Raw genomic sequence first — 23,305 nt, 5'->3', positions numbered from 1 at the left:
AAATTTGAATTAGTCGAGAATCGCGTGAATATCGCTTTCTTTCATAATCAAATATTCTTTACCTTCGAATTTGATTTCTGTACCGGCATATTTGGAGAAAATAACGCGATCTCCTTCTTTCACTTCCAGAGCCACACGTACGCCGTCTTTCAATACTCCAGCACCAACTGCAATGATTCTACCCTCTTGCGGTTTTTCTTTGGCGGAGTCCGGGAGTACGATCCCGAAAGAAGTTGTTTGCTCTTGCTCCAGTGGTTCTACCAATACGCGTTCACCTAAAGGTCTGATCATGAAAAATAGCCTCCTTTTGAAATTATATAACGTTACATTGTAGGTTGTAGCCATATGTATTAGCACTCGACAGTGTTCAGTGCTAACAACCAACTTTATGATACTCAACTTGAAGCATGATTTCAAGTCCTTTTGACGAATTCCTGCGAGAATTTACGTTGAATTTACACCAACACAACCAAATAACACCCGGTATGCCTGGATAAATGTTGCAACTCGCTACTCTTATTCTACGAAATTCTTGTGCCCTTCTGCAACGTTAGCAGACAGTCCCTTTCCCATTGTATCCATTGCTGAACATATTATGCCTGCTTGTCCTGCCTTGTGTGTGACAGTCTACAGAAATAGCCCGGATAAGAACAGACCGTCTTTTCCGGGCACATTACAGATCGTTTCATTCAGCCTGCATGCTTCTTATCCTCAGCACGAACGTAACGGGATTCAATCTCTTGATCGGCCGCAAGCTGCTTGCGGTATACGATTGCAGATAAAAGCACACTAATCTCATATAACAGGAGCAAGGGAATCATCACCAGCAGATCGGATATGAAGTCTGGCGGTGTAATAACCACTGCAATGAAGATCAAGACAAAATAAGCGACCCTACGCATCTTGCGAAGACGAATTGGATTCAGAATCCGCAGTCCCGTCAGGAACATAATAAGTAAAGGTAGCTCAAATAACAGGGACACAGGCAACACAATGCCAAACAGGAAGCTGAAATACTGTTTCATCCCGTAGGTCTCCACAAGCCCCATCTTCTCCGTAATGGCTGTCGTGAAGGCGAGTGCCATCGGAAATATGACATAATACGAGAAAGCCATACCTATAAGAAATAACAGAAACACATAGGGCACATACTTCAGCGTTGCTTTTCGCTCGCGCGGCTTTAGCCCTGGACTAACAAACTTCCAGATTTGATACACCGTAAACGGCAGCGTAATGATAAGTGAAAACAAACCGGCAATCTTCATGTAGATGCCAATCCCGTCCCAGAACGAGAAGGCATGCAATACAAAACCTTTAGCCGACTCTGACTTGGTCAGATATTGATATACCGGGTCCGCCACAAAAAATCCTGCAATCAGTCCCAGCACAAAAATGCTTAATACGTAGATCAGCCGCTTCCGCAGCTCGCTCAGATGTTCCGTAATCGACATTTCTTCCATTTGCTGCGTCATGCCTGCCCCCCATTATTGCCAGCTTAAAATACAAAACCCTTCCGGCAGGAAGGGATTTCTCTTTCATTGCCGTCAAGATTATTCCGGCAGGCGTTTATCAGCAGGCTTGTCTGCAGGTGTGCTCTCAGCCGCCAGCGGTTTCGCTTTCTCCTGCTCTTTACGATTGGAGGAGTCATCCTCAGAGATAATCTCGCGAGCGCCCTCTTTGAATTCACGGAAGGTACGCCCAACTGCACGTCCCAGTTCCGGAAGTTTGTTGGGTCCAAACAACAACAATGCAATCACGGCCAGCAAAATAAAACCCGTTGGTCCAATGGAACTTAACATTGATATTCCTCCTCGTCTTCAAGGTTCAAAGATGCGCATATTCTGCCATACGGTCATAGATGTCTCTACTACGTTCTTAATTTAAGCCCATCATACCACAGATGTAACCACTTACATAACCCGCAATATTCACAAATAAGAGATATCACATTTTCCAACCACAACGATTTATGTCTAGTCAAATATAATGCCTAAGAGTCCGTACCCACTTATTGCTTGAACTGCCCCGTAACCATGAGCAGCGCTTCCGGAAGCTGATCCATAATGGCAGCCAAATGTTCATGCACACCCTTCGGTGTACCTGGCAGATTGACAATCAGCGTACGTCCACGAATACCACATACACCACGGAACAGCATTGCAGAACGGTTTTTACTCATTACACTGTAACGCATGGCCTCTGCCATCCCAGGAACTTCCCGTTCAATCACGCGCCGGGTCGCCTCCGGAGTAATATCACGAATGGCCAGCTCCGTACCACCGGTAGTCAGCACCAGATCGGCGTGAAAATAATCCGTCATCTCAATCAAAGCCGCAATAATCTCATCGGGTTCATCCGGAACGATGCGATACTCCACGATTTGACCACCCAGCTCTTCTTCCACCAGTTCCCGAATGACTTGTGCACTCGTATCCTCACGTTCCCCGCGGGCTCCTTTGTCGCTGGCTGTCAGGATTGCTGTTCTCCACACCATAAAGATCACCCTTCTCCTCTATGAAAATAAATATTGCTTATCGGCTGTAATCGCCGTTTTTGCCACCACTCTTGGAATTCAGCATGGTTGGACCGATAATCATATCTTTTTGCATCGCCTTACACATGTCATAGACCGTCAGTGCTGCAGCCGAGGCAGCCGTGAGCGCCTCCATTTCAACACCCGTTTTACCTTCCGTTTTGACAGTGACTTCAATGTGTAATTCATCCACTCCGTTATCATGAAAACGAATATCCACACCCGTCAGTGCCAAGGGATGGCACATCGGAATCCAGTCCGACGTTTTCTTTGCACCTTGAATCCCGGCAATCTGAGCCACAGCCAGAACGTCACCTTTGCCGATTCGGCCCTCCCGAATCGCTTCCAGTGTATCTGGATTCATCGTCACTTTCGTTACGGCCACAGCCGTACGTACGGTAATTTCCTTACCCGAAATATCAACCATCCGGGCCCGCCCCTGTTCATTAAAATGGGTCAGTTTGCCACCGGAAGCCTGGCCGTTATTCGCTTCTGAACTCAATCACATCACAACCCTTTATTCGATATGTAATATACCTTCGGTTGTTATCAACAGATCAATCCGTAGATCGAGCAGGTCCATCGGAATCTCATCCTGTAGCTGACCCGGCAATACCATTGCAGCCATCAACGGTTTCTTGTCCGTCATCGCACATTGTGCTGCAAGCGTCTCGGCAAAACGGTCATAATAACCGCCACCATAACCAATGCGCCCTCCATGTAGATCATAACCAAGCCCAGGTACCAGAACGAGATCGATATCCGGCCAATCTTCAGGTGAAAGAACTTCACAGGAAACCTTGGGTTCTGGTATGCCCCATATGCCTGGCTCCAAATCCTGTTCTCCGGTTACTTGCCTCAGTTCCATTCGTGGTGGATTCGCCAATACCTTCGGTGCTAACATCACATCTCCATGGTTCCAACCCTCTTGAAACAGAAACGCTGTGGATGCTTCGCTTCCATAGGACAAATAACTGAATATGACGAGTGGTCTGTTCACGACCTTCCGCTTGTCCTGTCTGAGGCGCTCCAGCTCACGCTTCATCCCAGCATTAATCTTAGTCATTGCCTGCTGACGCATGCTTGCATCCATCAGATCACGGCTCTGTCTCAGTCTGGATCGAAGCTGACTTTTCAGTTCCGCATGATCCTGCATATCCTTGAATAACCTCCTGTTGATAGGGAAGGTAGAAAAAAGCTCTCATTAAAAACAATTTATATGTTATGACCAGTTGTCATCTTGTTGAAATGGTTAAAATGATTCATTTTCTGCAAAATCCTCATGTAATAACATGCCTTCTTTCAGTTTATCATTGATTGATCAAAAAGACTACATGCCCCATGCGTTCCCAATCGGTGCAATTGCTCTGTATTTCATGTAAACTGGGATATAGTTGTCATATCAAGAACTGGACCTATGGAGGAACTTAATTTTATGCTGCTGCAAGTATCCGGAATTATCAAACGTTTTGGTGTCGATCCAATCCTGGACGGCGTGAACTTACAAATATTAGAACGCGAGCGCATCGGCCTCGTTGGTGTAAACGGTGCAGGGAAATCCACTTTGCTCAAAATTGTGGCGGGTGAAATGTCTTATGACGGAGGACAGATTTTCAAATCCAAAGAAACGACGCTCGGTTACCTGGCTCAGAATAGCGGGCTGCAATCCGACCGCAGCATTTGGGAAGAAATGATGAACGTGTTCGCTCACCTGACACAGGCTGAAGCAGATTTGCGTCAGATGGAACGCGACATTGCCGACCCTGCCCAGATGGAAGACGAGAAAAAATATGCTGACCTGCTGGAACGTTATGCGAAACGCTCTGACTGGTTCAAGGACCATGGTGGCTACGAGATGGAAACTCGCATTCGCAGTGTATTGCACGGGATGGGATTCGGCGAATTTTCGCCTGACACCCCTATTGCTACCCTGAGCGGCGGGCAGAAGACACGTCTTGCGCTTGCTCGTATTTTGCTTCAGGCACCTGATCTGCTCATGCTGGACGAGCCTACCAACTATCTCGATATCGCCACTCTTACATGGTTGGAAGATTATTTGAGAGGGTATTCAGGCGCACTGCTCGTAGTATCCCATGACCGTTACTTCCTGGATCGACTCGTAACGACCATCGTGGAGATCGAACGTCACCGCTCCAAAAAATACACGGGCAATTACAGCCGTTATATGGAACTCAAAGCTGCCGAGTATGAAACTCAGATGAAGCAATATGAGAAACAGCAAGGCGAAATCTCCAAGATGGAGGATTTTGTTCAGAAAAATATCGTGCGTGCTTCGACGACCAAACGGGCGCAAAGCCGCCGCAAGGCCCTCGACAAAATGGAACGCCTGGATAAACCGATGGGAGATTTGAAAAAAGCCCATTTTTCATTTGAAACCGCCGTTATGTCTGGCAAAGAAGTGCTTCGTGTGGATCAGTTGTCTGTCGCTTATGACGAGGCTTCTCCATTGTTCCGCAATGTATCCTTCGATCTGCGGCGCGGTGAAACCGTTGCCCTAATTGGTCCAAACGGTATTGGTAAATCCACCATGCTGAAGTGTCTCACCGGAAGTTTACGTCCGGTAACCGGGGATATTCAATGGGGAACGAAAGTGCAGATTGGCTACTATGATCAGGAACAGACGGGGCTCAATCCGTCCAACACAGTTCTGGAAGAGCTGTGGAGTGCCTATCCCGGGATGGAAGAAGCACGTATTCGGACCGTACTGGGGAACTTTTTGTTCAGCGGTGACGATGTGCTCAAGAAAATCTCCTCCCTCAGCGGTGGTGAGAAAGCACGTGTTTCTCTCTCCAAGTTGATGCTGAAGGAAGCCAACATGCTCATTCTGGATGAGCCTACGAACCATCTCGACCTGTTTGCCAAAGAAGTGCTGGAAGCCGCATTAATGGATTATGAAGGCACCCTGCTGTTCATCTCCCATGACCGGTACTTCCTTAACAAAATGGCTGAACGGATTGTCGAGCTTCATCCAGGTGGAACGGAACACTATCTCGGAAATTATGATGATTATGTGGAGAAGAAACAGGAGCTTGAGGACATCGCACGCGAAGCTGCTGAGGCACGTCAGGCTTCGTCCAAGAACTCGTCCAAATCCGATCTGAGTACATCCACAACCGAAAAATCCGGAGCTGCTTCATTCGAAGCGGAAAAACAGGCGAAGCGTGAAGAGCGTAACCGTCAACGCAAGCAGGAAGCTCTGGAACAGCAGATTGCGGACCTGGAAACGAAGATTACCGAGCTTGAGGAGCAGATGGCTCTGCCTGAAATCTATCAGGATTATATGAAGCTGCAAGAACTCCAGCAACAGTCGGAGGAACACAAGGCACAACTCACCAAAGCGTACGAAGAATGGGAAGAACTAGCCATGGAATAGTACGAATAGTAGAGACTCAGACCATGACTTGATCGCGTCCATACAAGTATAGTTGTACCACCGGCTGATTCCTTATTGGGATCAGCTTTTTGTGTGTTGAGGATGAGTATTGAAGCTCGGCACCTTATGTTCTTTATGTTCCTTGAGATTGAACTCTGACATACGGAAGTTAGGGGAGCTGTTTTGACTTTTGTCAAATTTACTCGAATGAAGAGAAATATTTTTATCCCCCTTTTCCTCACACTTATCCACAACAAAGCAAGATAGCAAGCACATTAATAAGCTTAATTATACAGCGGTAGAATAGCCTTTTACACACAAAAACCATATTTATCCACTAAGTTATCCACTTTATCCACATCTTTGTGGATAGTAAGGAGTCATTCTATCCCCTAAACCCTTTTCGTTTCGAAAACTATACTGGTTTGACTTTGCGTTAGTTACCCACAAATTGCACTGGATATGTGGATAACTATAGTCACACCTTGACAAATGCATTCTCCCGCTAATCATTGTTCCTCCATAATAAGACAAAAGCAGACCTTTGACGTTCAAGGCCTGCCCGATGTTTATTTCCTATATGCCATGCCTATTTACATCGAATTGCAATTGCTACTATAGCCGCTGTAGATGCGATCTGGCAAAGATGTTTTACGCATGCGCTTCTTGTTCATGATGTTCGGAAGACTCAGCCTTCAGCCCAGCAGCATTACACGCCGCTACATAAGCAAGACCGGCAGCCATGACGATATCATTATGTGTTGCCGTTCCCCGGAACTCACGTCCTGCACGCTCCACGGTAACTACAGCTTCGGCACTTGCACCCTCTCCCCCACTCAAGGCATGCATCTCCATATCAACAAATGCAATATCATCGGAAATGCTCTGACCAATTGCACGGATGGTTGCATCCACGGGTCCGCCGCCAACGGCAGAGTAGGACTGTTCTCCAGCGCTTGTGCGAATACGAACGGCGGCCATTCGATCCGTCATGCTACCCGCTGTCACCTGCAATTCAACCAGCTCATAATCCTGTGCAGGAATATTCATGGTCTGGCTAACCATCTGCAATAACTGGTCATCACTGACCACTTTTTGCTGGTCTGCGGTTTCTTTGAAAACCTCATACAATTGTTCCATCTGTTGCTCATCCGGCTCAAAACCGTATTTGCGAACCCGATCCTTCAGGGCATGACGACCGGAGTGTTTGCCCAGAATAATCATGCTACGCGGGATACCCAGCGCTTCCGGATCCATAATCTCATAGGTGCTCCGGTTCTTGAGCAGACCATCCTGATGGATGCCGGATTCATGTTGGAATGCATTACGTCCCACCACTGGTTTGTTGTACGCAATCGGGAAGTGCATCGCGCGACTAATCTGACGTGAAGTCTCATACAGTTGGTTCAGCTTGATGTTGGATGTCGCCCCAATCGCATCTCCCCGAGTCTCCAGCGCCATAATCAGCTCTTCCAGTGCACAGTTCCCCGTCCGTTCTCCGATACCATTGATAGTCACTTCAATCTGGGTAGCACCATTGGCAATCGCAGCCAAGCTATTGGCTACAGCCAGGCCCAGATCATTATGACAGTGAGCACTATAGCGAACCTGATCGCCGCCTCTTGCACCCTCACGTACCCGGCGGAACATCTCGCCATACTCATGTGGCAGAGCATAACCCACGGTATCCGGAAGGTTGATAATGCTGGCCCCTGCTTCAATCGCTACTTCGACCATCTCGATCAGATCATCCATCTTCGTCCGAGCTGCATCCATCGCGGTAAACTCTACAATGTCCGTGAACTGGCGTGCATAAGATACCATCTCACGAGCCGTAGCCACCACTTCACTGCGCGGGCGGCGCAGTTGATGCTCAATATGAATATCCGAAGAAGAGATAAACAGGTGAATTCGGCGCCGTGCTGCATCCGCTGTTGCTTGAACAGCTGCATCGATATCGCCTTTGACTGCACGCGCAAATCCACAGATTTCCACGTTCTGCAACTGTCTCGAAATCGCCTGAACCGCCGCGAACTCACCTGGACTGGAGATCGGGAATCCAGGCTCAATGACGTCGATGCCCAGAGAAGCCAGTTGGTGTGCCAGTTCGATCTTTTGCTCGGGTTGCAGACTCGCTCCCGGTGCCTGTTCTCCATCGCGCAGCGTTGTATCAAAAATTTCAACCATGCGTTTGTTATTAGTTGTTGTCATATTCATCGACCTCCATCAAATTTTATAATCCTTTTGTTACGATCTACGAGGATAGAACACTCGTTGATCGCCTTTCGCTGTAGTTATATATTTTGTTTGTAAAAGCATATGTCATTTGTAGTTTGGTCCTTGGTGATCATTAAAGCCTGTTGAATGTTTAGTGCCTCTACTTGATGTTACATGCTCATTGCTCGTTCGTTGCATATCCTGCTTACCCTCATGACAGAGTGTACGTCGACTTACACCCTGACCTTCTGATTTTTCAATCTCCATATGGTCCATTCCCATGCCCACCCTGCTGCCGGCAGCAAACACAAATAACCCGCCATCTCATATAAGAGACGGCGGGTTATTATCCCCTCCGCGGTACCACTCTCGCTTGATGTGCCAGACTTGCGCCGGACTCCATCCACCTCGTCGTCTCCGATATTCGCTGGATTGTGCATGCACGCACGACACCACTGGAATTCGGAGAAACACCCTATAACGGGGGTTAACCGTTGCTGTGTAACACATGTCGTTGTCCATCAGGACAACTGGGCGATTGATATCGTCCCCACGCTTCCACAGCTCCGTTCCCGGGCGAGATTCGAATGATTCCAGCCACTGCGTCGCACCACCCCGCAGCTCTCTGAGCGCCTTATCCTTCTACTGCTCCCGTTCATCACATTTATAATATGACCTAACTTCATTCATCCTTATTTTGAAAATCAAAAAAGCCTGCCACCTCATGCATTAATGCAAGAGACGACAGGCTGTTCACCTTCGCGGTACCACTCTTGTTGACTTCCTTCCTGTTCATTCAAGACAACCCCTGAATGCTTTCGCATATCCGGATCACTTGAAGCAGCCTGAAAGCCCCCTCAGTTATCGTCAGTCAATCCTTGTAATAACGGTCTCTACCGACAACGGCCCATTCACGGAGGCAACCCGTAACCATGTACTTTGAGCCATAATTGGCCTTCGGATTCTCCCAGGGAGTCACCGTGTTCCATCGTTCCGCTTCCAGGTGAGTTTCAGGTTTCCTTCGACTGCGTTGCACCATACCGCAGCTCTCTAAGACCGGGAATGACCTTACTATTCCTGTTCATCGCGTTTATCAGTTCAGGAAGATAAATTCCTGTTTAAATTTGTAACTAATATACATTCTTCACCTCCAGGCTGTCAACTCTTAATCTCAAACGGCCTGCCTATACGGATTGAACAGACCATTGCTCCAGAGAAAGTCCAGGGTCTGCTTTGGCATCAAACTCAGAGATTTCTCCCCGTTGCCATTTCAGATACGCAGCCGCTCCAATCATGGCCGCATTATCCGTACAATATTCCATCGGCGGTATTAATAGTTCAAGCCCTTCCTTCGCACAACGCTCTTGTAACGCCGAGCGCAACCCCCGGTTAGCTGCAACACCACCGCATAACAGTAATTGCCGTGAACCGTACTCACGAACTGCTCTTACGGCTTTCTCCACCAACACTTCTACGACAGCTTCCTGGAAACCACGGGCAACCGCAGATGGCTCCAACGTTTCGCCGCGCATTTTGGCCTGATTGAGCGCATTCAGTACAGCAGACTTCAGACCACTGAGACTGAAATCATACGAACCTGCTTCCAGCCACACCCGTGGCAATGGGACCACATTCTCCGCTTCAGACGCCATCCGGTCCACATGCGGACCTCCCGGATAAGGACAGCCCAATGCACGTGCTACTTTGTCATACGCCTCACCTACAGCATCATCACGCGTACGGCCAATCAGTTTGAACTTGCCCTCGGATTCCATATGCACGAGTTCTGTATGTCCACCGGATACGACCAGTGCCATTGCCGGATATTTCAGTTCATGAGTAAGTCGGTTGGCATAGATATGCCCAGCAATATGATGTGTGCCAATGAGCGGTTTGCCCAGTGCCATCGCCAGCGTTTTGGCTGCAACGATTCCTACCAGCAATGCCCCGACCAGTCCCGGACCTTGCGTCACAGCAATCGCACTCAGATCACGCGGACGAATGCCGGACTGTTCTATGGCCTGTTCCAGCATCAACGTAATCACTTCGACATGTTTGCGTGAAGCCACTTCAGGTACAACGCCGCCAAATGCCTTATGGGTCTCGATCTGACTTGAGATCAGATTGGATAGTACTTCACGTCCATCCTTGACTACAGCTACCGATGTTTCATCACAGCTTGTCTCCACCGCCAAAATATAGGAGGGTGTAGCATTTATTTTTTCATTGAGTTCGTTCATGAATCCAGTACGCTTCCTTCCTCTTCGCCGCTCCGGCCTGCAGACGGCAAGTTCGCCCACATAATCATCGCATCTTCCCCATTATCGGAGTAATACCCTTTACGAAGACCCGCCGATTCAAACCCTTTTTTCTGATATAAACGCTGGGCAATGCTGTTCGACACTCTGACCTCCAGCGTCATTCGTTCCATCCCGAGATAAGCTGCCGTACTCATTAATTCGTCCAGCAACTTTTCACCAAGCTTGCGTCCACGATACGCGCCTCTAACTGCAATATTGGTAATATGGGCTTCATCCATGATTGTCCACATACCTGCATAGCCAATGGATTTTCCTTCTAATTCCATCACCATATATTTAGCAAAATGATTGTGTGTCAATTCATTTTGAAATGCTTCTTCCGTCCAGGGCAGGGTAAAGGCCTCATGTTCAATCTCCATCACATCGGGAATATCCGCGAGTGTCATGAACCTGAACTGAAGCGCTGCTTCCTGCTTATTATTCGCCACGTTGTCCATCTGCTTCCCCTCCCCCTTTAGTGCGTGTTCAAAAAGACCGGTTTTCAGTACCGAGAAGATGGGATGAAGCTAGAAATGGAGTAGCGGAGCGTAGAACAAACTACGTGAGCAACTACAATGTTTCCAAAGGAAACATACTTCGTAAGCCCCCCGCTTATTTCGGCTGAATTCCATATTCGATGCTGATGATGCCACCAGGTATCCTTCGTAATCAAAAGCGGACTTTTTGAACAACCTCTTTTAGCCTTTGCGCAGCAGATTGGCTTCCGCTTCAGACAGCTGGGTGTAGTTCGGCACCAGCGCATGCACGTCATCACGCTGACCTGCAAGCAGCGCGGCGGCGCCTAGGCGCCCAACCCAGCGGCCTTCCAGCTCATAAGGTACGAGCTGGAGCGCCGTTCCTGCGGGGCAGCGAAGCTCCGCCGCTGCCGCAGCATGAGGGCCCGTCTCGCCGACGAACCAGACGGCTACGGGCCGCTCTTCCGGCGCCGCCTCCGCCATGCGGGCGGCGAGGGCTTCCAGCCATCCGTCCATCTTGCGGATGGCATCAGGCGCCAGACGCCGGGGCGCATCGCTCCCGGCGGAGGCAAACAGCGCGGTGCACGCTTGACCGCGCCGTGCATCCACAAGCGGAACGATCCAGTGGACAGGGGCAGCACCTGTGCTGCCCTGGTCCGCGGATGGCGTTCCGCCAGCCCCTGCTGCGGCATCCTCTGCCGCAGCTTCTGCCTTGGCGGCAAGGCCGCTGTGCCAGCCGCCCCAGGCGATGGCCTGAAGGCTGGACACCCCGGCTACGGGGATGTCCCACGCCCAGGCCAGTGTCTTCGCCGCGGTCACCGCAATGCGGATGCCCGTGTATGAGCCTGGGCCAACGCCGACGGCAATACCGTCCAGCTGACCAGGCTCTGTGCTGCTGGCGGCCAGCAACTGCTCCATTACGGGTACAACGTGTACCGAATGGTTACGCTCAGCCCGCTCATTGCGTTCTTCCAGAAGCGCATGATCTTCCATCATCGCAGCTGCCATCACTGCGGTGGATGTATCCAACGCCAAAAACCGCTGACGCGGCTCTTTTTGTAAATCTTCCATCATCATTTGACTCCATTCTGTCTGAACTGTCGGCACATGGCTGCATAAGTCTCGCCGTACCCATCCAGTGTAATCGTTCGATCCTCTAGGCCCGTTGTCTCAATCTGTACATGCAAGTGCTCTTGCGGCAGCAATTCGGGAATGATGCTTGACCACTCCACCAGACTGACTCCGGCTCCATAGAAATATTCATCAAGTCCAAGCTCATCCGCTTCTTCCAGCGAAATGCGATATACATCCATGTGATACAAGGGCAGGCGCCCTTCATATTCCTTGATTAGCGTAAATGTGGGACTGCTCACCACATCACGTACACCCAAATGCCAGGCAAATTTCTGTGAAAATGCCGTTTTCCCCGCGCCCAGATCACCATCCAGCGCAATCACCATGCCGGCGTTTGCCTGTCTGGCGAGTGCGGACGCGAGCGCTTCTGTATCTGCAATGCCATGGGATTGATACACCCACTGCTCGTGCGTCTGATTCAATATTCGCCCCACCTTTGGCGGTCCAGCCGCCTGAGTTCACTTTGAACCTTATTATATCGGTCCCTTTCTTCCCCCGCAACATCGAAGGAAACAAGCGGAAATATAAACGTGCATTATTAGGCCATGTCTGCAAACTCGCTTCCTTCGGAGTTTGCAGACATTCTCTAGGAAAAACAAAAAACCGGCACCTCCCGGTACCGGCCATCTTACGTACATATTCCAGCTTTTTTTCACAACAATTCCTCAAGCACTACGCTCTATCTGTATCTACTCCTCCAACCGATCCACACGTACCGTTTGGGTATTTCCCGGCCTGCTGCCAACCTGAACGGTCGCCATGCCATTGGCTTCATCCACATTCTCAATCCACACCGGATCTCCTTCCAGTGTCACAGCAATGGTATCCTTGGAATCATAGATCGCTTTGGCGCGCTTTGCATCCATCATCTTATTCATACTCCCCTTCCGGATCATCATGTGACTCACGAACCATGCTATCTGTTGTACTTTCACCAATATGACCGTTATCTTCCGTAACCTGTCCTCCACCTAACCCTTCATTTACCATCCGGTCAATGTCGAGCATGAACGACTCCCGGTCAAGGGGTAATTCTTCCGAAGTGACTGCTTCCCAATTCACAGCTGTTGCTGGTGTATAAAATTCTTCAGCGCTTTCGGCATCAGCAAGAGGATACGGAGTAAAAGCATGCTTATGCGCTTCCTCTTCATCCCGTCTGTTACTCATTTCGGCACCTCCCGGCTTAATCATTGCGAAATCACTTCTGTTATCATCCCCGAGTCTCGCCGAACCATACGAATTCATTCATCCATAAGACGATTATCCATTGCACCAGATGCCCATACTACTGAATAAAAGTGTACCCTTTCGAAAGGAGCCGACCTATGCATACCGTCTGGAAAGGCGCAATCAGTTTTGGCCTTGTACATGTCCCTGTCAAAATGTTCTCGGCTACCGAAGACAAAGACATCTCCATGCGTTACATCCATAAAGTCTGCGGCAGCCCGCTCGCTTATGTTCGTCAATGTCCATCGTGTGAAGTGGACGTAAAGTGGGAAGAGATCACCAAAGGCTATGAATATGAAAAGGGAAAATTCGTACTCTTCGAGAAAGATGAATTGGAAGCGTTAAATGATTCCACCAGTAAAACCATTACGATACTGGATTTTGTTGACTTGACTGAGATTGATCCCATCTATTTTCAGAAAACATATTACCTATCGCCCGATCAGGCTGGGGGTAACGCCTACCAGCTGTTGATGAATGCGATGCGGGATACCGGCAAAATTGGCATCGCCAAAATCTCCATCCGCTCCAAAAGCAGTCTCGCTGCCATACGCGTGCTGGAAGATTGCCTCTCCATGGAGACAATTTTTTACCCGGACGAGATTCGTCCTGTCTCCCAGGTGCCCAACTTGCCGGAAGTACAGAACGTGAATGAGAAGGAACTCACGATGGCAAAGCTGCTAATTGACCAATTGTCCACGCCTTTTGAACCCGGTAAATACAACGATGACTACCGCAGCAAACTGCTGGATCTCATTCAGCACAAAGTGGCAGGCGAAGAAATCAAAATTGCTCCAGCCAAACCTGAAGCCAATGTAATGGATTTGATGGCTGCGTTGCAGGCAAGCATCGAGGCCGTGAAGCCCATTCCGACTGACCCTGGGACAACAACGGCCAAGCCCAAGAAACGTGCACCTCGAAAAACGTCTGCTCAAGCTGTTGCCGGGGGAGAATCGGACGCACCTGCTCCAGCCAAAAGAAAAAAGGCCACGCCCAAACCAAAGGTTTGATTGTCGCCCAAGCAAGAACGATTTCGTTATAAGCTTTGCCTCATGTAATGAATCCAACTCAGGTCCGGCTTTACAGTCGGATTTTTTTGTTTTCACAGAACTATCAAACAATTCATGCCAATAAAACTCCAGCTATAATCGTAAAATACGATTGACGAAAGGTGATTTATATTTTATATTAACTTATGAAAAGTAACTTATTTATGAATATACAGTTAACCTGAACTTCTGCTTCAACCGAGTGCAATCCAATAATTCGATTCAACGCATACTCGCAATCAAACGCTAAGCCCTATTATCTATAATCACATCATCAGGAGGATATAAATATGAATACAACGTATCAAATTCCTGCCACAACCCATCTGGGTGAAGTGAGCCTACGGATTAAAAATCTCGACCGTTCAATCCAGTTCTATACTAATGTGGTCGGACTGAAATTGCTGGAGCAGAGTGGCAAAGTGGCTACGTTAACAGCAGACGGAAAACAATCTCTGTTGCGATTGGAAGAACTGACGGATGGAATTACCTTGCCTGAACGCTCACACGCAGGCTTGTATCATTTTGCCATCCTGCTGCCTGACCGTAAGTCCCTGGGTCTTGCTCTGCGTAATCTGGCTGCATCTGGTATTGATATCGGCCAAGGAGATCATCTGGTCAGTGAAGCCTTCTACATCTCTGATCCCGATCTGAACGGGATTGAGATCTATGCTGACCGAGCACGTGACACCTGGAAACGGGATAGCGACAATAATTACGTGATGGCAAGTGATCCTGTTGATGTGGAAAGCCTCTTTGCCTTATCGGAGAATGAACCTTGGCAGGGTCTGCCTGCTGGCACAGTCATTGGTCACGTGCATTTCCACGTCCGCAGCCTGGAAGAAGCTCGCAATTTCTACACCGGCATACTCGGTTTTGATATCGTAGGTAACTTCGCCAACATGTCTGCACTATTTGTTTCTGCTGGCGGCTATCATCACCATCTGGGACTAAATATCTGGGCAGGAGTGAACGCGCCTGTTAATCCGGATAACGCTACAGGAATTGACTACTTCACCATTGTTTATGCCACGAAGGAAGAAGTACAACAGGCGCTTGAACAATTACGTCAATCCGGCGCAGCCGTTACACAAGTGGAAGATACCTGGTTTACGGTAGATCCACAGAATATCCGTATCAGTCTGACCACTGCAAACTGATTTTTTATTTTGCGTAATTCGATTTCAATCGCTCATAAGTCACATAAGCAAGCCCGGGTAACTGAGTTCTCTTCATCACAGAGAGAGGTCAGCTATCCGGGCTTTTTGGTTGCCTATTTATAAAACTGGAACAATTGGCGCATCCTATCCATATACACAGACAAGATACGTTAAGGAGATACCCTATGATTGAAAAGGAGCGCTTGACTGTTAGGCAGCTCGCTTCACTAATGTTCCTGTGCACGATTGGGGAGCAAATTTTGGTCTTTCCTTCCATGATTACATCCTACGCACAACAGGATGCCTGGTTATCCGCCTTATTGGGAGTCGCAGGCGGCTTCGGCATACTTTTCATTATGCTTGTTACCTACAAACTGCATCCCCGTTTGAACCTGATTCAGAACGCCCTTCGCACACTGGGACCTTGGATTGGGGCCTTGTTTAGCTCTTTTTACCTTTTTTATTTCCTGATCAGTACCTCAACGTTCATCAGAGAGATTGGCGATTTTATGGCTACTCAGATCTTACCTGAATCTCCATTATTGGTTCTGCATTTGGCTTTTATGTGTGCGCTTGTCTGGGGGCTTCTATCGGGTCTGGAGAGCATCGGTAAGAGTGCCGAGGTCTTTCTTCCTCTGGTCGTGTTGTTTCTGCTTATTCTGACGGTGTGTCTAATCCCCCATGTACATTTGGCCAATATCCAACCGGTACTTGCACAAGGATTTCTTAATCCACTCAAAGGTTTTGTCGCTGTACTCACATATCCCTACTGCGAGCTGTGCATCTTCATGATGCTCTTCCCCTACACGAAAAAGGAACCCCATCTGGAGAAAGACATCCTGTTAGCGGGCACGATTGGTGGATTGTTACTTACACTGACGCTGAGTATGTGTCTGCTCGTCATGGGACCATGGATGACACAGCATCACTGGTTCGCCTCATTCAACCTTTCACAGAAGATCAATATCGGAAACTTCATGCAACGGATTGAAGCCTTCATGGCATCAGTCTGGCTTATTGCCGTTTTTTTCAAAGCCGCCCTGTTCTTCTACAGTTTTGTCCTTGGCATCGCTCACTTGTTTCGTTTGTCCAGTTATCGTTCACTGATTCTGCCGGGTTCCATCCTGATTCTAGCCATGTCCATTCTGATCTCTCCGAACGAGAACTTTTATCTCAAGGTCATCATTCCCTATTGGATTGACTGGGATTTGACCTGCGGCATAGCGCTTCCGTTATTGCTCATTCTGGTGCATCATATGAAGTCCCATTTTCAAAAATATAACAAACTTCCGAATTAACCTGTTCCAACAGGTTGGTACGAGAAAGGAGTTCTCCATGTTCAAACCGTTGATTCCGTTCGAACCCATATCTCGGGATACCTTGCCTACAGGCCCCCAATGGATTGCCCAGATCAAATGGGATGGAGTTCGCATGCTTGCCTATGAGGACGGGCATGAGCTGCGTCTGGTGAATCGCAGATTGCATGATCGAACCGCACAATATCCCGAATTGGTAACACCACGTAATCTATGCTCCGGTTCCTCCTATATCTTGGATGGAGAAGTGATTGCGCTGGACCCTGACACCGGAAAACCTTCGTTTTATCACGTACTTAGAAGGGATCGCATGAGCAGGCCCGAAGGTATCGCCCAGGCCATACATCAGATTCCGGTTACTTATATGGTATTTGATATCCTCTTCTATGAGGGAAAATGGGTGACGGATCAGCCATTGGCAGATCGACAACGCCTGTTGCACGAGGTTCTCAACACCGCTCCCCATGTTCAGGAGGTCACCAATACGCTTGATGCTGCTTCCCTGCTTACGGTCATGAGACAGCACCAGATGGAAGGCATCGTCTGCAAGGATCTCACCAGCAGCTACGGCATTCAGGGCAAGGACCAGCGCTGGCAGAAGGTCAAAATCATGCATGATGTATATGCCATGATCGGAGGAGTCACTTACCGGAACGGTATCGTGAATGCCGTCGCGATTGGTGTATATGATGGGCCTAACTTTGTCTATATTGGTCATGTCGGGACTGGCAAGCTGAACTCCAATACTTGGCGGGAACTCACACATCAAGTGGATCCTCTGGTCAGGCAGGATAGGCCGTTCCACAATATACCCGAGCGCAGTGCAGAGACCACCTGGGTGGAACCACGAATAGGTGTCAAAGTGCAATATATGGAACTGACACATCATCGCACATTGCGTCATCCCAGTATTCAAACTTTCGCGGATGTAACCCGCGAGGATTGTCTGGCGAACCAGCTTCTTCAATGAAGAAGAGATCGCTGCACGCGTGTTTCAGCCCATGATTTTAACGATTGATTAGATAATAGGAGGTGTTCCGTATGGCCCCTAAGATTCAAGGTACCATCATAATAGAAGGCACAGAGCTAACGGTCACGAACCCGGACAAACTGTTGTGGCCGGATGCGGGTGTTACCAAAGCCATCTATCTGCAAAAGCTGGCCGCCTTGGCTCCGTATCTGCTTACATATACAAGCAATCGATTGCTCACCACCATAAGGTATCCCCACGGGACTGGAGGAACATTTTTCTATCAAAAGAATGCCCCTGAACCTGTCCCTGACTATGTTCGGACTGAAGTACACGACGGCATCCGCTATGTGGTCATGAATGGACTCCCCGAATTGTTATGGCTTGGCAATCTGGCTGCACTTGAATTTCACCCTTCTCTGCATACCGTAGGAAGCCATCTGCCCTGTGAATGGATGATTGATCTGGACCCCTCTCAGGAACATGAACCCCGGATCATGCAAGCTGCACTCATCGTTGGCGAGACCCTGACTTCGCTTGGTCTGAGGTCCATCCCCAAAACTTCAGGCGCCACAGGCGTTCAGATCATCGTTCCGATTATTCAAGGGATAACCTTTGATGAATTACGAGATATCGGTTATTTTGTTGGTAAATATGTCACTCAGAAGCACCCGGATCTGTTCACACTGGAACGACTCAAAAAGGACCGTGGAGACCGTATTTATTTTGACTACCTCCAGCATTACGGCGGCAAAACCCTTGCAGCTCCCTATACACCACGTGCCAAATCAGGCGCCACCGTCTCTACTCCACTGACCTGGGATGAAGTTCGAAACAACGTCTCCATCCAGGATTACCATCTGATGAATATTGTTGAACGCCTGAATGACACCGGTGATCTGATCGCAGCCGTTGAGCCCCAACCGGTAGAGCTCATTCTCAAGCACTTGAAGAAAAAATAGCCGACTCCCTTATTACAAGGGTGTCGGCTATTATCATTCATGCGTATATAAATCGCTAATGAATACCTTTTTTCTTGAAACGTCCGCCCTTCACATCATGGATGTTACCGATAGCCACAAAGGCTTGCGGGTCCCAATCTTCAACGATGGTCTTCAGCTTCGCTTCTTCCAGACGGGTGATTACGACAAAGATGATCTTCTTCTCGTCCCCGCTGAATCCGCCCTCTCCATCCAGGAAAGTCACCCCACGACCGAGACGGTCTGTCAGAGCTGAACCGATATCACGATATTTCTCACTAATGATCCATACTGATTTGGACTGGTCAAGTCCTTCATTCACAATATCAATCATCTTCATCGCAATATAATATGCAATCATGGAATACAGGGCATTCGGCCAGCCGAACACAAATCCTGCACCTGCGAAAATAAATACGTTAATGAACAATACGATCTGTCCTACAGACAACGGTGATTTCTCACTAAGCAGGATGGCCACAATCTCTGTACCGTCCAGTGAACCACCAGACCGGATAACGAGTCCAACCCCCACACCCAGGATCAATCCGCCGAATACAGCTCCGAGCAATGGCTCCCCTGGTGTCAATGCAGGAACATGGTGCAATAATGAAGTCCCGATCGACATGACCACAATCCCCAGCAGCGTGGATAACGCAAACGTTTTACCAATCTGCTTGTAACCCAGAATCAGGAACGGCAAGTTGAGCAAGGTCAGGAATATTCCCAGTGGCAGATGTGTAAGCTCCGACACCATAATTGAAATACCTGTAATCCCACCATCAATAACACCATTTGGCACGAGAAACACTTCAAGCGATACAGCCATCAGTGCAGCACCGATCAGAATCATCACAATACGTTGCAGCAGCTTTAATGTAAACACCGAGCTTTTGACGCCCCGGTCAGGCTTGGATGTCAGTTCTTTAACCGTTACATTGGACATGGTATCCCCCCCGTTGGATCAGTATGTGAATCCATTTCATAAATCATTTAAATACTCCACGGGGGAACCTACATATAGAAGTGCGTGTTCACAAAGATCGATTCTATACGTACCCTGTCAGTACGAGCACAAGCATCTAAAGGCTATATGAAATGGATTCAAGATTGTCTTAATTCCGGTTTACACTTTCAAAAGAGAGCAAAAGGGAGCCTGTTTTCCCGCAGACTCCCCTCCTTCGCCAAGACATGATTTATATATCTATTATATCATAAAAGATCAAATTTGAGCAAAATACTTAGCAAAAAGAAGATAAATTCACAAAAAGTGAACTTATCTTCAGAAATCTGCCCTAAATCGGCTAAAGAAGCGGAGAAAGCATCCGAGAAAGCATTTCTGCACCTTTTTGTCCTCTTGAACGCCCCTGAAAAACCTTTAGGTCGATCTTGCTGCATTCTTTGAGATCACGTTCAAAATCAGCAACCAAACGATGAATCGGGGAGGTCTCGAACAATACGGCCGTCATTTCGAAATTACAGAAAAAACTACGCATGTCCATATTGGCCGTGCCTACCGTTGCAAGCAACTCATCCACAATCATCACTTTGGCATGTACAAAACCTTTGCGATATTGGAAGAACTGCACACCTGCTCGCAACAGCTCCTCCACGTATGAAAGTGACGCCAGATGAACAAGCTTGGAATCGGATTGATAAGGAATGATAATTTTCACATCGACCCCACTGACAGCAGCTGTTTTGAGTGCCTCGTACAGTGCAGGATCAGGGATAAAATAAGGTGTGGTAATGTAAATCCGGTCACAAGCTACCGAAATGGCGCCAAAACACATTTCCTGAATGGCATCCCAGTCCTGATCCGGCCCACTGGCCAGAATCTGAATTCGTTCTTCCCCGCTACAGATATGAGGTGGAAACAACTCCGCAAGCTGGGGTTCAGTAATTCGCTCACCCGAAGCCAATTTCCAGTCGTTCAGGAACGTACTTTGCAGGAAATACACGGCATCTCCCTCGATCTGTACATGTGTATCCCGCCAGAAACCGATCTCCGGATATTTCCCAAGGTAATCATCACCTACATTAATGCCACCCACGAAGCCAACCTGTCCATCCACAACGACAATTTTGCGGTGATTTCGGTAGTTAACTCTTCGGTCAATCGTTGCAATTAGTGGGGGCAGAAAATAGTGAAACTCCACACCTGCATCCTGCAGTTTGCGGATAAAACTCCAGCTCATCTTGTGACTGCCGAGACCGTCACAGATAAACCGAACCTTCACGCCCTCCTGTGCCTTGCGAATCATGACATCCTGAAACTTCGTACTGATCACATCGTCTCGGAAGATGTAAAACTCCACATGCAGATGATGCTTCGCTTTTTCCATCTCCTTCAACATTGCAGTGAATGCCTCTTCCCCGTTCGTGAGCACCGTACTGTGATTACAACCTGTGATGGGGCTCTCCGACAGATGGGACAACAGGTTAAACAAACGATGCTGGTGGTTGTAACGATTGCCAGGCATCTGTTCAACATCTCCAATGATGCGGGCTTGTTCCCAGATCGTTTCCCTCATTTCCCGGAAGATCCGTGATCCACCTTTGCGAAGTTTTTTGCGTTTGTTATAGTCCTGGGCCACGAAATAGTACACCACAAAACCGACCAGTGGCACACAGAACAAAATAAACAGCCAAGCCACAGCTTTGGCCGGATTCCGAAATTCCAGCAACAGAATCGTGGCTGCCTGAAAAATAAATACGACTAATATAATGACCAGCCAGAACATTCGGCTTCCTCCTCAGATGGCAAGCTTCATGACCTTGCCGTTCTCTCACTTACACAGCTTTGACGATTAAGCCTACAGCTAATCATAGATACCCAATGTAGCCCCTGTTCGTAACGTTTGCTTAGATAAAACTTTACATAAGCACATGGAATACTTTATTCTGGGAATCCGAATTTCTGCGCATTGGTTGTATATTCTGACTGTGTTACCCTCTACATATCAGATTTATCATGAAGCAGAACCGCATTGTGACGACAATCTGCTCCGTTCCCCTTCCAGACTCTTCCTCTTTTCTTCATGATAAGGTGGTCTTCTTACGTAAAATTAGATATAATACTCGTTAAAAACTTATTACCTAAAGGAGAAGAGCAGTGAATGGAAAGTGAGAGGTATGCGTTAAATTTAGTATTGGTTGCGTTGTTGATAGGACTTTCGGCGTTTTTTGTTGCAGTGGAGTTCGCGCTGGTACGGGTTCGTCCGAGCCGGATCGATCAAATGATTGCAGAAGGAAACAAGCGTGCGCTGGCTGTTAAACAGGCCGTTGCCAATCTGGACGGATATTTGTCCGCCTGCCAGCTTGGAATCACGATCACATCTCTGGGACTGGGCTGGCTGGGTGAACCAACGGTAGAGAAGATTCTCCACCCTGTGTTCGAAAGCATGCAAATTCCTGAGGCGGTTTCTTCATTCTTATCATTTGTTATCGCGTTTGCTTCCATCACGTATCTGCATGTTGTGGTTGGTGAACTCGCTCCAAAAACGATTGCAATCCGGAAAGCCGAGACTGTCGCACTGCTGACGTCTACACCTATCATCTGGTTTAACCGAATTATGTATCCTTTTATCTGGCTGTTAAACGGCTCAGCGAACCAACTGGTGAAACTGTTCGGAATCAAACCTGCTTCTGAACATGAAGATGCACACTCCGAAGAAGAGTTGCAGATCATTATTAATGAAAGCTTTGAAAGTGGTAAAATCAACCAAGCCGAGTTCGGTTATGTAAGCCGGATCTTTGCTTTTGATGAGATGTTAGCCAAAGAAATCATGGTACCCCGGACCGATATGGTCTGCCTTTATGTGAATAGAACGAACGAGGAAAACCTGGAGATCATTCGTGAAGAACAATATACCCGGTTTCCAGTAGTCAATGAGAGTAAAGACGATATCATCGGAATCATTAATACAAAGCAATTCTTCCTGGAGCTTTACGGAAACGATGAACCTGTCGATCTGTCCTCCCTGATTCAGCCTGTATCGGCTGTTCACGAAACAACTCCTGTGAAGGACTTGCTCAAGAAAATGCAGAAGGATGGCGTACATATCGCCGTACTTGTCGACGAATATGGCGGAACTTCCGGAATTGTAACCATTGAGGATGTGCTTGAGCAGATTGTTGGTGAGATCCGCGACGAGTTCGACGCAGACGAAGTGGAAGATATCCAAGTCATCAATGAGAACTATGTCATTATGGATGGTAAGGTTTCCTTATCGAAGGTGAACGACATGTTTATGTCCAGCCTGGATGCAGATGAGTGGGACACCATTGGTGGATGGCTCTACAGCCATCGTCCCGAGATGAACGAACAGGAAGAATATGAGTTCGAGAATCTAATCTTTGTTTTGCTGGAAAAAGATAAGAATCGGTTCTACAAAGTAGCCGTTGTTCCCAAGGAACCACTGACCATGTCTGATTACACCGATGAAGACGAAAAAGAGTCTCCTAATTTAGCAAAATAAAGCAACTTTATATACAATAAGAAGAGCACTTACCTATATTGGTAAGTGCTCTTCTTATTATTTCTCGC

General features: G+C 48.0%; 22 protein-coding genes and 2 other annotated features. Of the genes, 7 read left to right on the top strand and 15 right to left on the bottom strand.

Annotated elements, in window-relative coordinates; genetic code table 11:
* Positions 1–9: 9 nt before the first annotated feature.
* The 6 genes from groES to MKX75_RS06430 all read right to left on the bottom strand — a co-directional run bounded on the left by groES (position 10) and on the right by MKX75_RS06430 (position 3,689).
* Positions 10–291: a co-chaperone GroES gene (gene groES / locus MKX75_RS06455; RefSeq protein ID WP_017690077.1), complete on the bottom strand. Its 282-nt coding sequence runs from the start codon at positions 289–291 to the stop codon at positions 10–12.
* 398 nt (positions 292–689) lie between these two features.
* A complete protein-coding gene (tatC, locus tag MKX75_RS06450) occupies positions 690–1,472 on the bottom strand; it encodes a twin-arginine translocase subunit TatC (protein WP_062833073.1) in 783 nt (260 codons plus the stop codon).
* Between the two features lie 78 nt (positions 1,473–1,550).
* Positions 1,551–1,799, bottom strand: a complete 249-nt coding sequence (gene tatA / locus MKX75_RS06445) for a twin-arginine translocase TatA/TatE family subunit (RefSeq protein ID WP_036611264.1) — start codon at positions 1,797–1,799, stop codon at positions 1,551–1,553.
* A gap of 209 nt (positions 1,800–2,008) precedes the next feature.
* Positions 2,009–2,494, bottom strand: coding sequence for a MogA/MoaB family molybdenum cofactor biosynthesis protein (locus tag MKX75_RS06440; protein ID WP_017690080.1), 486 nt, complete (start codon positions 2,492–2,494; stop codon positions 2,009–2,011).
* 37 nt (positions 2,495–2,531) lie between these two features.
* Entirely contained in the window at positions 2,532–3,035 is a 504-nt protein-coding gene (gene moaC, locus MKX75_RS06435; protein WP_303048966.1) for a cyclic pyranopterin monophosphate synthase MoaC, read from the bottom strand.
* A gap of 15 nt (positions 3,036–3,050) precedes the next feature.
* The gene (locus tag MKX75_RS06430) at positions 3,051–3,689 is read right to left on the bottom strand and encodes a 5-formyltetrahydrofolate cyclo-ligase (protein WP_339168939.1); all 639 of its coding nucleotides are present in this window, start codon (positions 3,687–3,689) and stop codon (positions 3,051–3,053) included.
* A 279-nt stretch (positions 3,690–3,968) separates the two neighbouring features.
* On the opposite strand from MKX75_RS06430, the gene MKX75_RS06425 reads away from it, so the two are divergent.
* Positions 3,969–5,927, top strand: a complete 1,959-nt coding sequence (locus tag MKX75_RS06425; protein ID WP_145146434.1) for an ABC-F family ATP-binding cassette domain-containing protein — start codon at positions 3,969–3,971, stop codon at positions 5,925–5,927.
* A gap of 651 nt (positions 5,928–6,578) precedes the next feature.
* On the opposite strand, the gene MKX75_RS06420 is transcribed toward MKX75_RS06425, so the two are convergent.
* The 7 genes from MKX75_RS06420 to MKX75_RS06390 all read right to left on the bottom strand — a co-directional run bounded on the left by MKX75_RS06420 (position 6,579) and on the right by MKX75_RS06390 (position 13,221).
* Positions 6,579–8,138, bottom strand: coding sequence for a 2-isopropylmalate synthase (locus MKX75_RS06420; RefSeq protein WP_339168937.1), 1,560 nt, complete (start codon positions 8,136–8,138; stop codon positions 6,579–6,581).
* Positions 8,139–8,472: 334 nt separating this feature from the next.
* Positions 8,473–8,812: a binding site (T-box leader), on the bottom strand.
* 66 nt (positions 8,813–8,878) lie between these two features.
* Positions 8,879–9,238: a binding site (T-box leader), on the bottom strand.
* A 90-nt stretch (positions 9,239–9,328) separates the two neighbouring features.
* Positions 9,329–10,384 carry a tRNA (adenosine(37)-N6)-threonylcarbamoyltransferase complex transferase subunit TsaD gene (gene tsaD / locus MKX75_RS06415; RefSeq protein ID WP_339168935.1) on the bottom strand — a complete coding sequence of 352 codons (1,056 nt, stop codon included), beginning with the start codon at positions 10,382–10,384 and terminating at the stop codon, positions 9,329–9,331.
* Entirely contained in the window at positions 10,381–10,902 is a 522-nt protein-coding gene (rimI, locus tag MKX75_RS06410) for a ribosomal protein S18-alanine N-acetyltransferase (protein WP_339168933.1), read from the bottom strand. The genes tsaD and rimI overlap by 4 nt, the downstream gene beginning before the upstream one ends.
* A 240-nt stretch (positions 10,903–11,142) precedes the next feature.
* Positions 11,143–11,991, bottom strand: a complete 849-nt coding sequence (gene tsaB, locus MKX75_RS06405) for a tRNA (adenosine(37)-N6)-threonylcarbamoyltransferase complex dimerization subunit type 1 TsaB (RefSeq protein WP_339170376.1) — start codon at positions 11,989–11,991, stop codon at positions 11,143–11,145.
* Positions 11,992–11,993: 2 nt separating this feature from the next.
* Positions 11,994–12,476 (bottom strand): tRNA (adenosine(37)-N6)-threonylcarbamoyltransferase complex ATPase subunit type 1 TsaE, encoded by a 483-nt coding sequence (gene tsaE, locus MKX75_RS06400; RefSeq protein ID WP_017690089.1) that lies wholly within the window; start codon positions 12,474–12,476, stop codon positions 11,994–11,996.
* A gap of 267 nt (positions 12,477–12,743) precedes the next feature.
* Complete coding sequence (locus MKX75_RS06395; RefSeq protein ID WP_026081228.1) at positions 12,744–12,920, bottom strand: H-type small acid-soluble spore protein; 177 nt, start codon at positions 12,918–12,920, stop codon at positions 12,744–12,746.
* Between the two features lie 4 nt (positions 12,921–12,924).
* Positions 12,925–13,221 carry a hypothetical protein gene (locus MKX75_RS06390; RefSeq protein WP_175623716.1) on the bottom strand — a complete coding sequence of 99 codons (297 nt, stop codon included), beginning with the start codon at positions 13,219–13,221 and terminating at the stop codon, positions 12,925–12,927.
* Positions 13,222–13,379: 158 nt separating this feature from the next.
* Here MKX75_RS06390 and MKX75_RS06385 point away from each other — a divergent pair, with 158 nt between their 5' ends.
* The 5 genes from MKX75_RS06385 (at position 13,380) to ligD (ending at position 18,738) form a co-directional block, all read left to right on the top strand.
* Positions 13,380–14,291, top strand: coding sequence for a Ku protein (locus tag MKX75_RS06385; protein WP_339168931.1), 912 nt, complete (start codon positions 13,380–13,382; stop codon positions 14,289–14,291).
* 329 nt (positions 14,292–14,620) lie between these two features.
* Positions 14,621–15,490 (top strand): VOC family protein, encoded by an 870-nt coding sequence (locus tag MKX75_RS06380; protein WP_339168930.1) that lies wholly within the window; start codon positions 14,621–14,623, stop codon positions 15,488–15,490.
* Between the two features lie 185 nt (positions 15,491–15,675).
* Positions 15,676–16,788: an endospore germination permease gene (locus tag MKX75_RS06375; RefSeq protein WP_062833064.1), complete on the top strand. Its 1,113-nt coding sequence runs from the start codon at positions 15,676–15,678 to the stop codon at positions 16,786–16,788.
* Positions 16,789–16,825: 37 nt separating this feature from the next.
* Positions 16,826–17,776, top strand: coding sequence for a DNA ligase (locus MKX75_RS06370; protein WP_339168929.1), 951 nt, complete (start codon positions 16,826–16,828; stop codon positions 17,774–17,776).
* 71 nt (positions 17,777–17,847) lie between these two features.
* Positions 17,848–18,738: a non-homologous end-joining DNA ligase gene (ligD, locus tag MKX75_RS06365; protein ID WP_339168928.1), complete on the top strand. Its 891-nt coding sequence runs from the start codon at positions 17,848–17,850 to the stop codon at positions 18,736–18,738.
* Between the two features lie 55 nt (positions 18,739–18,793).
* On the opposite strand, the gene MKX75_RS06360 is transcribed toward ligD, so the two are convergent.
* Positions 18,794–19,702: a YitT family protein gene (locus MKX75_RS06360; RefSeq protein ID WP_062833061.1), complete on the bottom strand. Its 909-nt coding sequence runs from the start codon at positions 19,700–19,702 to the stop codon at positions 18,794–18,796.
* 358 nt (positions 19,703–20,060) lie between these two features.
* Positions 20,061–21,500, bottom strand: coding sequence for a cardiolipin synthase (gene cls / locus MKX75_RS06355; protein WP_145146430.1), 1,440 nt, complete (start codon positions 21,498–21,500; stop codon positions 20,061–20,063).
* 375 nt (positions 21,501–21,875) lie between these two features.
* Between cls and MKX75_RS06350 the strand changes: the two genes are divergently transcribed.
* The gene (locus tag MKX75_RS06350; RefSeq protein ID WP_062833059.1) at positions 21,876–23,237 is read left to right on the top strand and encodes a hemolysin family protein; all 1,362 of its coding nucleotides are present in this window, start codon (positions 21,876–21,878) and stop codon (positions 23,235–23,237) included.
* The last annotated feature ends 68 nt before the right edge of the window (positions 23,238–23,305 follow it).

This window comes from Paenibacillus sp. FSL R5-0341 (assembly GCF_037975235.1).
In the GTDB taxonomy this organism is placed as follows: Bacteria; Bacillota; Bacilli; order Paenibacillales; family Paenibacillaceae; genus Paenibacillus; species Paenibacillus amylolyticus_A.
Note: the sequence above shows the minus strand (reverse complement) of the source record. Positions and strands in the feature narration are given on the sequence as shown.

Bases quoted from the DNA above. Each gene is read 5' to 3' on its own strand.
- MKX75_RS06375 (WP_062833064.1), top strand. From the start codon at position 15,676: ATGATTGAAAAGGAGCGCTTGACTGTTAGGCAGCTCGCTTCACTAATG.
- ligD (WP_339168928.1), top strand. From the start codon at position 17,848: ATGGCCCCTAAGATTCAAGGTACCATCATAATAGAAGGCACAGAGCTA.
- tatA (WP_036611264.1), bottom strand. From the start codon at position 1,799: ATGTTAAGTTCCATTGGACCAACGGGTTTTATTTTGCTGGCCGTGATT.
- MKX75_RS06430 (WP_339168939.1), bottom strand. From the start codon at position 3,689: ATGCAGGATCATGCGGAACTGAAAAGTCAGCTTCGATCCAGACTGAGA.
- tatC (WP_062833073.1), bottom strand. From the start codon at position 1,472: ATGACGCAGCAAATGGAAGAAATGTCGATTACGGAACATCTGAGCGAG.
- groES (WP_017690077.1), bottom strand. From the start codon at position 291: ATGATCAGACCTTTAGGTGAACGCGTATTGGTAGAACCACTGGAGCAA.
- MKX75_RS06390 (WP_175623716.1), bottom strand. From the start codon at position 13,221: ATGAGTAACAGACGGGATGAAGAGGAAGCGCATAAGCATGCTTTTACT.
- tsaB (WP_339170376.1), bottom strand. From the start codon at position 11,991: ATGGAAGATTTACAAAAAGAGCCGCGTCAGCGGTTTTTGGCGTTGGAT.
- cls (WP_145146430.1), bottom strand. From the start codon at position 21,500: ATGTTCTGGCTGGTCATTATATTAGTCGTATTTATTTTTCAGGCAGCC.
- MKX75_RS06440 (WP_017690080.1), bottom strand. From the start codon at position 2,494: ATGGTGTGGAGAACAGCAATCCTGACAGCCAGCGACAAAGGAGCCCGC.
- MKX75_RS06420 (WP_339168937.1), bottom strand. From the start codon at position 8,138: ATGACAACAACTAATAACAAACGCATGGTTGAAATTTTTGATACAACG.
- MKX75_RS06385 (WP_339168931.1), top strand. From the start codon at position 13,380: ATGCATACCGTCTGGAAAGGCGCAATCAGTTTTGGCCTTGTACATGTC.
- MKX75_RS06370 (WP_339168929.1), top strand. From the start codon at position 16,826: ATGTTCAAACCGTTGATTCCGTTCGAACCCATATCTCGGGATACCTTG.
- rimI (WP_339168933.1), bottom strand. From the start codon at position 10,902: ATGGACAACGTGGCGAATAATAAGCAGGAAGCAGCGCTTCAGTTCAGG.
- MKX75_RS06380 (WP_339168930.1), top strand. From the start codon at position 14,621: ATGAATACAACGTATCAAATTCCTGCCACAACCCATCTGGGTGAAGTG.
- MKX75_RS06350 (WP_062833059.1), top strand. From the start codon at position 21,876: ATGGAAAGTGAGAGGTATGCGTTAAATTTAGTATTGGTTGCGTTGTTG.
- tsaD (WP_339168935.1), bottom strand. From the start codon at position 10,384: ATGAACGAACTCAATGAAAAAATAAATGCTACACCCTCCTATATTTTG.
- MKX75_RS06395 (WP_026081228.1), bottom strand. From the start codon at position 12,920: ATGGATGCAAAGCGCGCCAAAGCGATCTATGATTCCAAGGATACCATT.
- MKX75_RS06425 (WP_145146434.1), top strand. From the start codon at position 3,969: ATGCTGCTGCAAGTATCCGGAATTATCAAACGTTTTGGTGTCGATCCA.
- MKX75_RS06360 (WP_062833061.1), bottom strand. From the start codon at position 19,702: ATGTCCAATGTAACGGTTAAAGAACTGACATCCAAGCCTGACCGGGGC.